The 14,719-nt window shown below is 70.4% G+C and carries 17 protein-coding genes; 8 read left to right on the forward strand and 9 right to left on the reverse strand.

Features of this window, described 5'->3' with window-relative positions; genetic code table 11:
• The first annotated feature begins 65 nt into the window (after positions 1–65).
• The gene (locus CLV49_RS03495; protein WP_106562288.1) at positions 66–1,193 is read left to right on the forward strand and encodes a winged helix DNA-binding domain-containing protein; all 1,128 of its coding nucleotides are present in this window, start codon (positions 66–68) and stop codon (positions 1,191–1,193) included.
• Between the two features lie 9 nt (positions 1,194–1,202).
• On the opposite strand, the gene CLV49_RS03500 is transcribed toward CLV49_RS03495, so the two are convergent.
• From CLV49_RS03500 to CLV49_RS03525, 6 genes are all read right to left on the reverse strand, one after another.
• Entirely contained in the window at positions 1,203–2,081 is an 879-nt protein-coding gene (locus tag CLV49_RS03500; RefSeq protein ID WP_158261895.1) for a universal stress protein, read from the reverse strand.
• Positions 2,078–3,544, reverse strand: coding sequence for an amino acid permease (locus CLV49_RS03505; protein ID WP_106562290.1), 1,467 nt, complete (start codon positions 3,542–3,544; stop codon positions 2,078–2,080). Before CLV49_RS03505 ends, CLV49_RS03500 begins: the two co-directional genes overlap by 4 nt.
• Before the next feature lie 88 nt (positions 3,545–3,632).
• Positions 3,633–4,376: a hypothetical protein gene (locus CLV49_RS03510; protein ID WP_127054529.1), complete on the reverse strand. Its 744-nt coding sequence runs from the start codon at positions 4,374–4,376 to the stop codon at positions 3,633–3,635.
• 130 nt (positions 4,377–4,506) lie between these two features.
• A complete protein-coding gene (locus tag CLV49_RS03515) occupies positions 4,507–5,208 on the reverse strand; it encodes a response regulator (RefSeq protein ID WP_106562292.1) in 702 nt (233 codons plus the stop codon).
• On the reverse strand, positions 5,205–7,736 hold the full coding sequence (locus tag CLV49_RS03520) for a sensor histidine kinase (RefSeq protein ID WP_106562293.1): 2,532 nt from the start codon (positions 7,734–7,736) through the stop codon (positions 5,205–5,207). The genes CLV49_RS03515 and CLV49_RS03520 overlap by 4 nt, the downstream gene beginning before the upstream one ends.
• A 127-nt stretch (positions 7,737–7,863) precedes the next feature.
• Complete coding sequence (locus tag CLV49_RS03525) at positions 7,864–8,325, reverse strand: DUF3817 domain-containing protein (protein WP_106562294.1); 462 nt, start codon at positions 8,323–8,325, stop codon at positions 7,864–7,866.
• A 159-nt stretch (positions 8,326–8,484) separates the two neighbouring features.
• Between CLV49_RS03525 and CLV49_RS03530 the strand changes: the two genes are divergently transcribed.
• Positions 8,485–9,753 (forward strand): D-arabinono-1,4-lactone oxidase, encoded by a 1,269-nt coding sequence (locus tag CLV49_RS03530; protein WP_106562295.1) that lies wholly within the window; start codon positions 8,485–8,487, stop codon positions 9,751–9,753.
• Between the two features lie 20 nt (positions 9,754–9,773).
• Here the strand turns inward: CLV49_RS03530 and CLV49_RS03535 are convergent, their stop codons facing one another.
• Entirely contained in the window at positions 9,774–9,992 is a 219-nt protein-coding gene (locus tag CLV49_RS03535; RefSeq protein WP_106562296.1) for a hypothetical protein, read from the reverse strand.
• A 338-nt stretch (positions 9,993–10,330) separates the two neighbouring features.
• On the opposite strand from CLV49_RS03535, the gene CLV49_RS03540 reads away from it, so the two are divergent.
• Positions 10,331–11,512 carry an alcohol dehydrogenase catalytic domain-containing protein gene (locus CLV49_RS03540; RefSeq protein ID WP_106562297.1) on the forward strand — a complete coding sequence of 394 codons (1,182 nt, stop codon included), beginning with the start codon at positions 10,331–10,333 and terminating at the stop codon, positions 11,510–11,512.
• 104 nt (positions 11,513–11,616) lie between these two features.
• On the opposite strand, the gene CLV49_RS03545 is transcribed toward CLV49_RS03540, so the two are convergent.
• Positions 11,617–11,922, reverse strand: coding sequence for a DUF7882 family protein (locus CLV49_RS03545; protein WP_106562298.1), 306 nt, complete (start codon positions 11,920–11,922; stop codon positions 11,617–11,619).
• A 153-nt stretch (positions 11,923–12,075) separates the two neighbouring features.
• Positions 12,076–12,246: a CsbD family protein gene (locus CLV49_RS03550; protein ID WP_106562299.1), complete on the reverse strand. Its 171-nt coding sequence runs from the start codon at positions 12,244–12,246 to the stop codon at positions 12,076–12,078.
• 259 nt (positions 12,247–12,505) lie between these two features.
• Between CLV49_RS03550 and CLV49_RS03555 the strand changes: the two genes are divergently transcribed.
• The 5 genes from CLV49_RS03555 (at position 12,506) to CLV49_RS03575 (ending at position 14,693) form a co-directional block, all read left to right on the forward strand.
• The gene (locus tag CLV49_RS03555) at positions 12,506–12,940 is read left to right on the forward strand and encodes a phage holin family protein (RefSeq protein ID WP_106562300.1); all 435 of its coding nucleotides are present in this window, start codon (positions 12,506–12,508) and stop codon (positions 12,938–12,940) included.
• The gene (locus CLV49_RS03560; RefSeq protein WP_106562301.1) at positions 12,927–13,148 is read left to right on the forward strand and encodes a DUF3618 domain-containing protein; all 222 of its coding nucleotides are present in this window, start codon (positions 12,927–12,929) and stop codon (positions 13,146–13,148) included. The genes CLV49_RS03555 and CLV49_RS03560 overlap by 14 nt, the downstream gene beginning before the upstream one ends.
• 156 nt (positions 13,149–13,304) lie before the next feature.
• The gene (locus CLV49_RS03565) at positions 13,305–13,682 is read left to right on the forward strand and encodes a hypothetical protein (RefSeq protein ID WP_106562302.1); all 378 of its coding nucleotides are present in this window, start codon (positions 13,305–13,307) and stop codon (positions 13,680–13,682) included.
• A 55-nt stretch (positions 13,683–13,737) separates the two neighbouring features.
• A complete protein-coding gene (locus CLV49_RS03570; protein WP_106562303.1) occupies positions 13,738–14,268 on the forward strand; it encodes a type 1 glutamine amidotransferase domain-containing protein in 531 nt (176 codons plus the stop codon).
• Between the two features lie 62 nt (positions 14,269–14,330).
• Positions 14,331–14,693: a VOC family protein gene (locus tag CLV49_RS03575; RefSeq protein WP_106562304.1), complete on the forward strand. Its 363-nt coding sequence runs from the start codon at positions 14,331–14,333 to the stop codon at positions 14,691–14,693.
• Positions 14,694–14,719: the final 26 nt, after the last annotated feature.

The raw sequence follows: 14,719 nt of genomic DNA on the forward strand, positions 1-14,719 counted from the left end.
TCCGTGTCAAGAGCGAGTCGGGAAAGCGGACGGGATCGGGTCGTTCCGCGCGCTAGGGTCGCGGCATGGAGCGTCTGACGGCGGCCGAGGTGGCGGGGCTCTACCGCGCACGCCAGCACCTCGGGGAACGTCGACGCGACTCCGAGCCCGCTGCGCCAGGACAGGCTCCGGATCGCGTCGCGGCAGAGGTCCGGCATCACGTCGGACTTCAGGCTCAGGCGCCCCTCCCGCCGTACACGGCTCTCTGGACCCGGCTCGCCTCCTTCGATCCCGAGACGGCGTCTGGCCTCGTGCGCACCGGGGAGCTCGTCCGTGTCGTGTGCATGCGCTCGACCATCCACCTCGTGCACGCGGCCGACGCCTGGTCCCTGCGATCACTGACCGCCCCTGTGCTCCTCCGCGAGTACGACGCCGCGATCGCTCGACGACTCCCCGGAGTCGATGTAGACGCCGTGACCGACCGGGCGCGCGGGATTCTCGACGGGACGACACTCACGTCGCGCGAGCTGGGTCGGCTCCTCGCCGATCGTTTCGACGAGTACGCGGGGCCCGACCTCGTGAACCTCGTGCGCTGCCACGTGCCGCTCCTCCAGCGTCCCCCGCGCGGCCAGTGGGGGACAACGGGCCCGGTCGCCTATGCCCGCCTCGATCAGCATGTGCCCGTGCACGACGTCGACACCCGGGTGGAACTACGCCAGCTGGCCCTGCGCTACCTGCGGGCGTACGGACCGGCGACGCCGGCGGATTTCGCCGCATGGACGGCGCTCCGCGGGGCGCGCGAGGTGTTCGAGACGCTCGGCGACGATGCGGTCGCCGTGGACGTCGAGGGTCGGGTGCTGGTCGACGCGGGCGACGCCGATCGCACGAGCGCTCCCCCACCCCCGACGGCGCGACTGCTCGCGGAGTTCGATGCCGCGCTCCTCTCGCACCGGGATCGGTCGCGCATCCTGCCGACGGCTCACCTCGGCGTCATCGGCTCCCCCAACGGACTCATCCCGTCGACGTTCCTCGTCGACGGCGCAGTGGCCGGCCGATGGACGCTGTCGGTGGCGGACGGTGCGGCGCGAGCGGAGCTCCACCCGGTGCGCCGACTCGCGCAGGGCACCCAGAGCGCCCTCCGCCGCGAGCTGCGCGCGCTCGCCCGCGACCTCTACGGTGCGCGCCTCACAGACGTCGTCCTCTCCCCCGAGTGAGCGCCAGGACTAGGCCGGCAGGAGGACGACAGGGACCGGCGAGTGCCGGACGATCTTCGTGGCCGACGAGCCCATGAAGACGCGGGCGACCGCGCCGGCCGGCTTCGATCCGACGACGAGCACGTCTCCTGGCTCCCAATCGACGTCGTCGACGGCCGCGCGCCAATCGGCTCCGACGGCCACGAGCGTCTCGGCGGCGGAGTCGACGACCCCACGGTCGCGGAGGCCGTTCAACGAGCGCTCGGCCTGATCCCGCCACTCCGAGAACACGTCGTCCTCGGCATCGAGCCCGACCTCCGGGGGGAACATCGCCGGGCGGCGCAGGCCGAACGTGACCACCCGGACGCGTGCATCCGTGGATGCGACGAGCTCACGAAGCCTCAGGATCGATGTGATCTCGGCCTCGTCTCCCGACCAGGCGAACGTCAGCCGTTCGATACCGTCGACCGGTGCCCGATACCCGCGCGGCGCGACGGCGATCGGCACGGGCGACGAGTGCACGAGACGGTCGGCCGTGGATCCCAGCACCACCTGTCCGAGGCGGCCGTCGGCGGCGGACCCGAGCACGATGACGGTCGCGTGCTCCTCCCTCGCGGCGGCGATGAGCGCCGCGGGCACGGACCGGCCCTCGACGCGTCGGAAGGACGTCTGCCGGTGAGGAGATCGCTCGGCGAGACGCGCGCGCGCCGAGGCCAGGTCCTCGTCGGCGACCCGGCGGGACCACTCGATGAACTCGGCGTCGACCCGTGAGATCGACGGCGTGCCCCACGAGCGCCTCGCGACACTCACGACGGCGAGGCCGATTCCGAGCCCGTCGGCGAGCGCCCCGCCGAGCTCGAGGGCGTCCTGCGCTCCGCGGCCGTCCGCGAAGCCGACGAGCACCGTCACGGCGCCACCCCGTCTCCCGGTACCGCCGCATCGCGGCCCGCCGATCCCCCGGCGCCGGTCCCGCCCGTGCCGTTGAGCTTGCTGTGGCGACGACCCCACAGGAAGTAGAACGCGAGCACCACGGAGAGCCAGCCGAGGAACCACGCGTACGTCGTCCAGTGCAGTCCGGACAGGATGTACACGCACGCGATGATCGAGAGGATCGGCACGACCGGGTAGCCGGGGACCTTGAAGCCCCGCGGCAGGTCGGGACGCGTGCGGCGCAGGACGATGACGCCGAGCGACACGACGATGAACGCCACGAGCGTCCCGATGGAGACGAGGTCCCACAGGCTGTCGAGCGGGACGAAGCCCGCGAGCAGACCCACGGCGATCGCGACGACGACCGTCGTGTTCACGGGCGTGCGCAGGGTGGGGTGGACGCGCGCGAACATCGACGGGAGCAGCCCGTCCCGACCGATCGCGAAGAGGATGCGGGTCTGCCCGTACATCGTGACGAGCGTGACGGAGAAGATCGAGATGACCGCTCCGATCGCGAGGATCGTCCCGGGCCAAGCCGCACCCACGACGTTCTCGAGGATCTTCGCGAGGCCGGCCTCGGCCTGGTCCTCGCTCGAGAAGTCCTGCCACGGCTGCGTGCCGAGGGCGGAGACGGCGACGAGGAGATAGATCACGATGACGGTGATGAGGGCCGCGATGAGCGCGCGCGGGAGGGTCTTCTGAGGGTCCTTCACCTCGTCGCCGGCCGTCGAGACGGCATCGAGTCCGATGAACGTGAAGAAGATGGTGCCGGCGGCCGCCGTGATCCCCGTGACGCCGTTCGGGGCGAAGTCCGCGAAGTTGTCGGCGTTGAAGGCCGTGAAGGCGATCGCACTGAATCCCAGCAGGACCGCCAGCTTGATGATCACCATGACGGCGTTGGCCGCCGCCGACTCGCTCGTGCCGCGGATGAGCAGGACGGCGCACATCGCGACGAGCACGACGGCCGGGAGGTTGATGATGCCTCCCTCGAAGGGCCCGCCCTCGAGCGCGTCGGGGATCCCGAAACCCAGGAGGTTCGAGAGGAGGAGGTCGACGTAGTCGCTCCAGCCGACGGCGACGGCGGCCGTCGAGACCCCGTACTCGAGGAGCAGACACGCGGCCACCCCCATCGCCACGACCTCCCCGAGCGTCGCGTAGGCGTACGAGTACGTGGACCCCGACACCGGTACGGCCGATGCCATCTCGGCGTAGCAGAGCGCGGACAGCCCGGCTGCGAGACCGGCGAGGAGGAACGCGATGATGACGGCGGGGCCGGCGTCGGGCACCGCCTCGTGCATCACGAAGAACACACCCGTGCCGACGGTCGCGCCGACACCGAACATCGTCAGCTGGAAGGCGCTGATCTTCCGGGACAACCCGTCCGGACTCTCGCTCGGCGCGGTGATCGGCTTCCTGCGGAAGAGTTGCTGCGTCACGGACATGCGGCCCCCGTTCGTCGGGTGCGATCCGTCGGTCGGCGGCTCGCGAGTTCACGATCGTTGACCGATCGTAGGAGCCCGACGGGTCCGGTCACAACCCGCCGGACCCGGATCCGCCGGGCCGCAGGATGTCGGCGAAGCGCCGCCTGTCCTCGACCCGATGAAAGGGAAGGCCGCGCCGATTCGCTTCATCCTCCAACCGGCGCACCACCTCGTCGATCATCTTCGGCGCGAGGAGATCGCCGATGTCGACCGAGAGGTAGCCCGGCTCGCGCTTCCCATCCGAGTGTCCGCGCCGTCTCCGGGACACCACGGGGGAACGGCGGGGGAAGGGCCTCACGAGATGAATGAGGCGCGCATCGATGATCCGCGCCCTGGCGGCGTCGACGTCCGATACCGCGAGCCCGATCGTGACCTCGCGGGCCAGTCCCCTCCGCCGCTCCGCGACGGCGATCGCCTTCACCGCTTCCCATTCGAGGAGGGGGAGATGGGTGAGGTTGATCCCGGCCGCCGACATCCCGAGCACCACGCCACCCTCCGGGGCCGATGCCTCGAGCAGCCGACGCGTCCGACGGGCGGTGGCCGCGAGGAGCGCACAGGCGGCCGCCGTCACGACGAGGGCGACGATCGCAAGCGTCGAGCCGAGTGGACCGCCTCCACCCTCATGGGTCACGACGACGATCGTCACCACCATGATCAGGAGTGACGCCGCGAGCGCGAGCCGCCCCATCCACACCGCCAGGCGCGAGCGACGATGCACACGCGTAGCGAGAGCGGCCGATACCTCGGCATCGAGCCGCTCATCGCCCGGGTGGCGCCCGAACACGTCAGACACCAGAGACCTCCAACCGCTGTCCGCGCCACCGTATCCCGAGCAGGGCAGGAGCCCGTGTCATCGACCCCGCACCTGTGGAAACGGAGGCCATCGGTCGACCGAGGAAGGCCGGCGCTGCGGGACGGGCCCGTCAGGCAGCGGGCCAGCCGTCGGGCACCAGACGGTACCCGAGCCCCGGCTCGGTGAGCAAGTACCGAGGCGAGGAGGGCTCGGCCTCGAGCTTCTTCCGCAGCTGCCCGACGTACAGGCGCAGGTAGCCGCTGTCGCCGGTGTGGTTCGGCCCCCAGATGTTCGTCAGCAGCTCATCGCGCGTCACGAGGCGTCCGGGGTTCCGCACGAGGAGCTCGAGGATCCGCCACTCTGTCGGTGTCAACCGGACGTGCTTCGAGAGTCCCGACTCCTGTCGCGAGACCGTGTGGACGGAGAGGTCGACGGTGACGTCCCCGAACACGACGACGGGCTCGGTCGCCGGTGGCGCGGTGCGGCGCGTGAGGGCCCGGATGCGGGCGAGCAGTTCGTCGATCACGAACGGCTTGGTCACGTAGTCGTCCGCCCCTGCGTCGAGCGCGTCGACCTTGTCCGCTGCACCGCTGCGGCCCGAGACGACGAGGATCGGCACAGCCGACCACCCGCGGATCGCCTGGATGACCTCGATCCCCGAGAGCCCCGGCATGCCGAGATCGAGCAGCAGCAGATCGGGGTGCTCCTCGATCGTCGCGTTGACGGCGGCCGCGCCGTCCGGAGCGGTGACGACCTCGTAGCCCCGAGCGCCGAGGGTGACTCGGAGGGCGCGGAGGATCTGCGGGTCGTCGTCGGCGATGAGGAGCTTCACGGGTCCATCCTCCCGGACACGGCCCGGAGGGAGACCACCATCGTGAGTCCGCCTCCTGGAGTGTCGTCGGCCTCGAGAGTCCCGCCCATGCCCTCGGTGAGACCACGTGCCAGCGCGAGCCCGAGGCCGAGACCCGTGAGGTTGTCGGTGTCGCCGAGCCGCTGGAACGGGAGGAAGATCTCGTCGCGTCGTTCCTCCGCCACACCGGGGCCGTGGTCGATCACACGGATCTGGACGGTGTCCGCGAACGCGCTCGTCGCGACGCGGACGCGGCGGCGGTCGGGCGAGAACCGGACGGCGTTCGCGAGGATGTTGACGACGACGCGCTGCAGGAGAGCGGGGTCGGCGGACACGGCAGGGAGATCTGGAGCGAGATCCAGTTCCACCTCGGCCGGTCCGAGCCCGAGCTCGTCGAGGGAGGGCACGACGACCTCGTCCACGTCCACGTCGGCGAGCACGACCGCGAGCGCACCCGCCTGCAGCCGGGATACGTCGAGGAGGTCGGTCACAAGCGACGAGAGGGCCGCGAGACTCTCATCCGCCGTGGCCACGAGCTCGTTGCGTTCGTCCGCCGTGAGCTCGACGTCGTTCGAGCGGAGCCCGCCGACCGCTGTGATGGCGGAGGCGAGCGGGCGGCGCAGGTCGTGGCTCACCGCGGAGAGGAGGGCGCTGCGTGTGCGGTCCGCCTCGGCGAGAGGTCCGAGCTCGCTCGCCGTCGCGCTGAGGTCGCGGTGCTCGATCGCGGCGTCGAGCTGCGCGGCGATCACCCCGAGGAGACGGCGTTCCGAGGCGTCGAGGAGACGTCCGTGGAGCTCGAGCGTGGCGTGCTCCCCCACCCGGATCGCATCGGACGGCCCGCCGGGCCCCGGCTCGCCGTCGATCGCGAGTACGAGCCCCTCGTCCCCGTCCGCCCCCGCTCCGTCGGCTCCGACGCCGGGATCGGCGACGAGACGGACGCCCGCGAGTCCGAACGCCTCACGCGTGCGACCCACGAGAGCCTGCAGCGCGTCCTCGCCGCGCAGGACGCTCCCGGCCGTGGTCGCGAGGAGTTGCGATTCGGCCGCCGAGCGACGCGCTGCCCGCGACCGCCTGGCCGCCTGGTCCACGACATAGCTCACGAGCACGGCGTTCACGATGTAGAGACCGAGGGCCAACGCGTGCAACGGCTCGGCGATCGACACCGTGTAGAGCGGAGCGACGAAGAAGAAGTCGAGCGTGATGCCCGAGAGCACGGCGGCGAAGATCGCCGGCCGGATCCCCCCGACGAGCGCGACGACGACCACGAGGAGCTGATACGACAGCACATCGCTCGTGATCGACTCGTCGCTGCGGAACGTGACGAGCAGGGCGGTCATGAGCGGGCCGCCCAGGAGGGCGAGGGCGAAGCCCGCGAGACGACGCCGGCGCGTGAGTCCGCCGCCGCGTCGCGGGATCGCGAACCGGCCGCCCGCGGCCGCGTGCGTGACGATGTGGACGTCGATGTCGCCGGACTCGCGGATCACCGTGGCACCGATACCCGGCCCGGTGAACGCGGCCGCGAGGCGGCTGCGACGGCTCGCCCCGATGACGAGCTGGGTGGCGTCCACCGACCGCGCGAACTCCACGAGCGCGCGGGGGACGTCGTCGCCGACGACCTCGTGGAAGCTCCCGCCGAGCGACTCGACGAGAGCCCGCTGGGATGTGAGGGCGTCGGGATGGCGCCGGGCGAGCCCGTCCTGACTCACGACGTGCACGGCGAGGAGCTCTCCGCCCGCCGTCCGCGCGGCGATGCGCGCACCTCGTCGCAGGAGCGTCTCCCCCTCCGGTCCACCCGTGAGCGTCACGACGACGCGCTCCCGCGCGTCCCAGCGTCCGTCGATCCCGTGCTCCGCGCGGTACGACTTGAGCGCGCTGTCCACCTCGTCGGCGAGCCACAGGAGCGCGAGTTCACGGAGCGCGGTCAGGTTGCCGAGGCGGAAGTAGTTGGAGAGCGCTGCGTCGATCCGTTCAGCCGGATAGACGTCGCCGTCAGCGAGGCGGTCGCGCAGGGCGGCCGGGGCCAGGTCGACGAGCTCGATCTGATCGGCCGCGCGAACGACGGCGTCCGGGACCGTCTCCCTCTGCCGCACGCCGGTCACCTGATGGACGACACCCCCGAGCGACTCGATGTGCTGGATGTTGACGGTCGTGATGACGGAGATCCCGGCGTCGAGGAGCTCCTCGACGTCCTCCCACCGCTTGGCGTTCCGCGATCCGGGGGCGTTGTCGTGGGCGAGCTCGTCGACCAGGGCGATCTCCGGTCGGCGGGCGATCACCGCGTCGACGTCGAGTTCCGAGAGCTCCACGCCGCGGTGTCGCACCGTCCTCCGCGGCACCGTCTCGAGCCCCGTCGTCATCGCGCGCGTGGCGGGGCGGCCGTGCGTCTCGACGATCGCCGTGACGACGTCGGTGCCGAGGGAGCGCAGCCTCCGGCCCTCCTCGAGCATCGAGTACGTCTTCCCGACACCCGGTGCCGCCCCGAGGAGCACGCGCAACCGACCGCGTCTCATGCGTCAGCCCTCCCCGTCGGCGGGACCCGTCGTCGTGGCGGCCTCCCGGCGGTTCACCGCTGGCGCACCCGGCACGGGAGGTCCCGTCCCTGAATCATAGGTTCCGGAGACGCCCGGCACCCGAGCGTCAGGACGGCTTCGGGACCGGCGGGCCGGCGATGAGGAGCGCCGTGAAGACGAGGGAGACGAGCACGACAGCGGTGAGCGCCGCCATCACCGGGCGGCGCAGTACCCACGCCTGCGCGTGCTCGATGATCCCGCGCGGGGCCGCACCGCCCGGCGCGAGCCGCCAGCCGCCGTCGAGACGACCGCGACGATCCATGACCACGTCGAAGGGGATCGTCGCGAACGGCACGATCGCGCTCGCGAGACCGACGAGACCCGTGCCGACGCTCCACCGCCGATCGATCCAGACGAAGACGGTCGCGGCCACGTAGCAGAGGAAGACGAAGCCGTGGATGCCGCCGGCCGGGGACACGAGGGCATCGGTCGTCCGCGCCACGTACTTGAGGAACATGGCCGTGAGCAGGAACGCCCAGGTGATGGCCTCGGCGATCGCGGCGACACGGAAGAGGAGTCGGGGGGTCATCGGAACCAGCCTAGGAGCGGCGGATCACAGAACCCTGAGGGGTCGGACCCCCGAGCCGCGCGCTCAGCGCTTCTCGCAGGCCACGGATCGCACCCTCCACCCGCCGTCGCGCACTAACGTGGGAGGCGGGCGGCAGGCCCGATCACGGAGGGTGCGGCGATGGCGCAGACACACACGAACACGGACAGGTCCAACTGGGCGGGGAACTACACCTACCGCGCGGCCGAGATCCTCGAGCCGTCGAGCATCGACGAGGCCCAGCGGATCGTCGCAGCGAGCCGTCGGGTGCGTGCCCTCGGAACGCGACACTCCTTCAACGCGCTGCCCGACACCGACGTGCTCGTCCACCTCGGACGCATCCCGTCCGATCCCGTGATCGACGCCGCCGCCGGCACGGTCACCGTCGGCGCGGCGACGCGCTACGGCGACCTCGCGCAGCACCTGCACCGCAACGGCTTCGCCCTCCACAACCTCGGGTCGCTCCCCCACATCTCGGTCGGCGGAGCGACGGCTACGGGGACGCACGGCTCGGGAGACGCGAACGGTTCCCTCTCGACCGCCGTCTCCGGCCTCCAGATCGTCACGGCCGACGGCGACCTCCTCGAGGTCGACCGCTCCACCCCGGGCTTCGACGGCATGGTCGTCGGTCTCGGCGCGTTCGGCGTGGTCACCCGGGTGACCCTCGACATCCGCCCGACGTTCGACGTGCGGCAGGACGCGTTCGTGGGGCTCCCGTGGGATCGCCTCATCGAGGACTTCGACGCCATCATGGGCTCGGCCTACAGCGTGAGCGTGCTCACGATGTGGTCGGGCGACACCGTGGACCACCTCTGGCTCAAGACCCTCGTGGCCGAGGGCGGACCCGCCGACATCGACGCGACGCACCTGGGCGCCGTCGCGGCGCCCTCCGCCGAGCTCTTCGACGAGCAGCCGACCAACATGACCGTCTTCGGCGGGGTCGCGGGACCGTGGTCGGAGCGCCTCCCGCACTTCCGCCTCGACTCGACGCCGAGCGCCGGCGAGGAGATCCAGTCGGAGTACCTCGTGCCGCGGACCCGCATCCGTGAGGCGCTCACCGGCCTCCGCGAGATCGGTCGGAGCATCGACGAGGTGCTCCTCATCACCGAGCTGCGCACCGTCGCCGCCGACGGCCTCTGGCTGAGCGGGGCGTCGGAGCGCGACGTCGTGGGCGTGCACTTCACGTTCGCTCCGGACACGGACCGAGTGAACGCGGTGCTGCCCGCGATCGAGGACATCCTGCTGCCGCTCGGCGGGCGTCCGCACTGGGGCAAGCACTTCCTCGCGACCGCCGAGCGCCTCGCGCCCCTCTACCCGCGTCTGTCCGACTGGGTCGATCTCGTGGAGAAGCACGACCCGTCCGGGACGTTCCGCAACGGGTTCCTCGAGGAGCGCGTGTTCGGCTCCTGACGCCGAGCGTCGCGGCGGCGTCAGTCCTCGTCGTCCGCCGCGGGTTCCTCGATCCGGTCGCCCCTCGGGACGGACAGTCCGTCCTCGGGCGAGGCGCCGTGCGTCCCCCCGGCGATCTGGTCGACCGTGAGCAGACCGTCCGGATCGCGGGGGTCGTGCTCGCCCGTGAGCCGCTCGCCCACCGTCGCCTGGCGGTTCCCCTCGTGGTGATCTTCCTGGTCGTGCTGCGCATCCGTCATCGTCGATCCTCTCGGTTCCGGCTCTCGGTGATCCGTCCTCGAGCGAGGGTGTCACGCTTCGCACCCCGCTTGTCAATGCCCTGATGGTGATCGGCGGTCGTCTGTAGCGTTGGTCTCGGTCCGGATGCGGTACGGGTCACGAGGCAGCGACACCCAGCAACTCGGGGTGAGTCGTAGGCCTCGGACCAGCCCGCCGGCGTGGGGGTGGAGTGTGTCGGGTCATTCCACCCCCACTTCCTCGTCCCGCCGCGCACGGGCGTCATCGGCGTGCCCGGCGGCGGGCACCACGACCCGTCGACAAACGGATCCCACAGGGTCCAGACGAAGGGAACGACCTTATGAAGGCACTCACCTGGCAGGCCAAGCGCAACGTCTCGGTCGAGGACGTCCCTGACGCGCACATCGTGGAACCGACCGACGCGGTCATCCGCGTGACCTCGGCGGCCATCTGCGGCTCCGACCTGCACCTCTACGAACTGTTCGGCCCGTTCATCGGCAAGGGCGACGTCCTGGGACACGAGACGATGGGCGTCGTCGAGGAGGTCGGCACCGGTGTCTCTCGCGTGAAGGTGGGCGATCGCGTGGTCATCCCCTTCACGATCTCGTGCGGCGAGTGCTACATGTGCAAGCGCGGCCTGCAGTCGCAGTGCGAGACCACCCAGAACCACGACTTCGGCACGGGCGCATCGCTCTACGGCTACACGAAGATGTACGGACAGATCCCGGGAGGGCAGGCGGAGTACCTCCGCGTCCACCGCGCCGACGTGAACTGCATCGTCGTGGGCTCGGACCTCCCCGACGACCGCTACCTGTTCCTGAGCGATATCCTCCCGACGGCGTGGCAAGCGGTCCAGTACGCGAACGTGCCGGACGGCGGCAGCCTCGGTGTGTACGGTCTCGGTCCCGTCGGCCAGTTCTCCGCCCGCATCGGAGCGCACCTCGGCTACGAGGTGTACGCGATCGACCCCGTGCCGGAGCGGCGCGCGCTCGCGGAGAAGTACGGTATCCGCACGTTCGACAGCTCGAAGACCGTGATCGACGAGATCCGCGACGCGACCGATGGGCGCGGTCCCGACGCCGTCGTCGACGCGGTGGGGATGGAGGCGCACGGTTCCCCCGTCGCCGCAGCCGCTCACGCCGCGATCGGCCTGCTCCCCGACGCGATCGCGCGCCCCGCGATGGACAAGGCCGGCATCGACCGCCTCGCTGCCCTGCACGGGGCGCTCGATCTCGTGCGCCGCGGTGGCACGGTGTCGATCAGCGGCGTCTACGGAGGCGAGGCCGATCCGATGCCGATGAAGTCGATGTTCGACAAGCAGGTCGCCTTGCGCATGGGTCAGTGCAACGTGGCACGGTGGATCCCGACCCTGCTCCCGCTCGCGGAGCAGGACGGGGACCCTCTCGGCACCGGAGACCTCGTGACGCACCGCGTTCCCCTCGCCGAGGCACCGCACATGTACGAGGTCTTCCAGAAGAAGGAGGACGGCTGCATCAAGGTCGTCCTCGACCCCGCGGCCTAGCCCGCGAACGACACCGGCGGGAACGACTCAGCCCCGGTGGGTGTCGCGGCCTCGTCCTCGTCGACGGCGGTCGCGGCTCCCATCAGGGCTGCGTCGTGGTGCGGTTACTGCTCCGGCGGCTCGGGGACCTCGTCGAGGTCGAGACCGCGCACGGAGAACGACGCGGTCATGAGGCGCTCGAGCCAGACCTGGTTGAGGGTGGGCGGCTTGCTGCCGTTGAAACGGAAGTGGAGGTGGCTGTGCTCGTTGAGCCAGATCGAACTCCGACCGGAGCCGAGGGCCAGCGAATAGGACCACGACAACAGGAAGCTCTCCTGACGACGGAGCTTCTGGCTGACGACGAACTTGACGTGTGCGAGCTGACGGTCTTCGAACTCAAAGGTCTCAGTGCCGTAGATGAGGGAGGCCATGCGTTGACTATGACACTCGTGCGGCGAATCCGAAAATTCCACGCCACATCCGCATGAAGCGGAGGCAGAGCCACCGTTCACGACGAAGGACCCGCGGGCCGAGCCCACGGGTCCTTCGTTGTGCGGTCGATCGTCGTCGACCGATGAGGAGTCCTACTTGAAGACGTCCTTGACGTTCTCGCCGGCCTGCTTGGCGCTGGCCTTGGACTGGTCGGCACGACCCTCGGCGACCTTCTCGTCGTCGTTCGTCGCCTTGCCGAAGGCCTCCTTGGCCTGGCCCACGAGCTTCTCGGCGGTGTTCTTGATCTTGTCGTCTGCACCCATGTGGTCGTCCCTTCGAGTGGTCGTACCGCCGGAGGTCCCCGACGTGGCCACGACGATACGCCGCAGGCGGCTGGGAGATCCGCCCCTTGCGAAACCACCGAGACCGTCCTACGGGTCGAGGGATCGGGGCCTCGAAGTATATGCGCTGCTCCCACGCCGCGGAAGCGATGGGAGGGCCGTTTGTGGTTCGCCCTCCCCGCGCGGGACCATGGGGGGTACGTTCCGCAACGAACCGGTTCATCGACGAGAGGACCCACTGATGTCCAGCACCCCCACCGAGGAACGCCCCCGACTCCGTGACCGCTCGCTCGGCTCCCTCATCGGATCGCTCCCCGACCTCGTCTCCCGCCTCATCCGCGGCGAGATCCAGCACGCCAAGCAGGAGATCGCCGCCAAGCTCAAGGCGGCGGGCGTCGGCGCCGGACTGCTCGTCGGCGCGGCCATCCTCGCCATCATCTTCCTGCAGATCATGCTCGCCGCGGCGATCATCGCGCTGTCGCTCGTGCTCCCGGCGTGGGCCGCGGCCCTCATCGTGGGCGGCGTCGTGCTCATCATCGTGATCGTGCTCGCCCTCGTCGGCGTCAAGGCTCTCAAGACGGGCGTGCCGCCCGTTCCCACCGACACCGTCGAGAACGTCAAGTCGGACATCCGCGCCATCAAGGGCGAGGGCGAGTACGACAATGCCGGACGCTGACGACGTGGAGTCCGTCCGCGACGAGTTCGCCGAGACCCTCGACGCGATCGAGAAGAAGATCGACCCCCGACACCGCGCGCGCGACGTGATCGAACGGGTCCGTTCGCGGGCGATCGAGCAGCCGATCCCGGTCGCGGCGATCGCCGTCGCCGGTCTCGCGGTGCTCGCCCTCGGTGCGACGGTGGCGTACCGCATCGCCCGTCGCTGAGGTCCTGTCGGCCCCTCCTCGACCCCGAGGCTCGACCTGTCGTCCACAGTTCTGACGCGGCTAACGATGTCCCCAACGGGTGTCAAGGCCGTGCCCGCGATCCTGCCCGCGCCTAGCGTTGAGAGCACCGATCAGCGGAGGGGAAGGGACGAGACGATGTCGATCGATACACGCCACCACAGGGGGTCGACGTCCCAGCGCAACGCCGCACAGCACGCGCGTACATCGTCGAGGCCGGTCGGTCACGCGCCGTCCACGGGTGAGGCGCGCCCCCTGCACGAGGTGACGGCTCTCCCGTCGGCGGCTTCGGTCGAGATGATCCGCGCCGGAGTCGTCGAGACGGACGCCGGCGAGGAACTCGTCCTCGAGAGGGTCACGCCGAACGTCCTGCGCGTCGCGATCGACCACCGCGTCCTCGGTTTCGTGGAGCACGTCGGGCGGGTGCAGGTCGCGCTCGCCGGAGAGAACTACGACCGAGCGGTGGAGGTCGCCCAGACGCTCGACGTCGCGGAGGCCGCCCGCGCGCTCGCCTGATCCGCCCGACCCATCCGAGCCCCACGAGGGACACACGAACAGATTGGAGCGCCCCATGAGCGCACTCGTCATCACCACCAACTACGGCATCGAGCAGGACGAGCTCACGGAGCCCGTGAAGGCCCTCCGAGACGCCGGTATCGAGGTCACGATCGCCGCTGTGTCGAGCGACCCCATCGTCACCCTCGTCGGCGACAAGGACCCGGGTGAGCAGATCACCCCCGACACGACCCTTGCCGACGTGGATCCCGCCTCCTTCGACCTCCTCGTCGTGCCCGGCGGCACCATCAACGCCGACCAGCTCCGCGTCGAGAGCGACGCCCTCAACATCGCTCGCGCCTTCGCCCGCGACGGTAAGACGATCGCCGCGATCTGCCACGCTCCGTGGCTGCTCGTGGAAGCCGACCTCACCCGAGGGAAGACGCTCACGTCCTTCCAGACACTCGCGACGGACGTCCGCAACTCCGGTGCCACCTGGGTCGATGAGGAGCTCGTCACCGATTCCGAGGACGGCTGGACCCTCATCACGTCCCGCTCGCCCGACGACCTCCCCGCGTTCACGAGCGCCATCACGAGCGCTCGCTGATCGCGACCGTCGGCGGGTCGACGACCCTGGACGTCGATCCGCCGCGGTGGGAGGCTTGAGACATGGACATCACGAAGAAGATCGTCGTGTTCGACACGGCCGATCTCGAGGCGGAGAGTTCGTTCTGGGCGCGACTCCTGGGCGGCACGGTCGAGAGGGACGACGACTGGCATTCGCTGTACGTCGATGGTCGACCGGAGATGGGCTTCCAGCTCGCCCCCGACCACACGCCGCCGCAGTGGCCGGACGGCGCGCCCCAGCAGATCCATCTGGACCTGTACGTGGCGGATGTCCGTGCTGCTCACGACGAGGCCATGGGGGCGGGCGCGCGTCTGCTCCAGCGAGCGGACGACCTCGACTCCGCCGAGGGCTTCCAGGTGTACGCGGATCCGTCCGGTCACCCGTTCTGCCTCTGCTGGGGCTGATGACCCGGTCGGGACCGCCGATCGAC

Origin of the sequence: Labedella gwakjiensis (assembly GCF_003014675.1) — a bacterium.
Taxonomy (GTDB): Bacteria; Actinomycetota; Actinomycetes; order Actinomycetales; family Microbacteriaceae; genus Labedella; species Labedella gwakjiensis.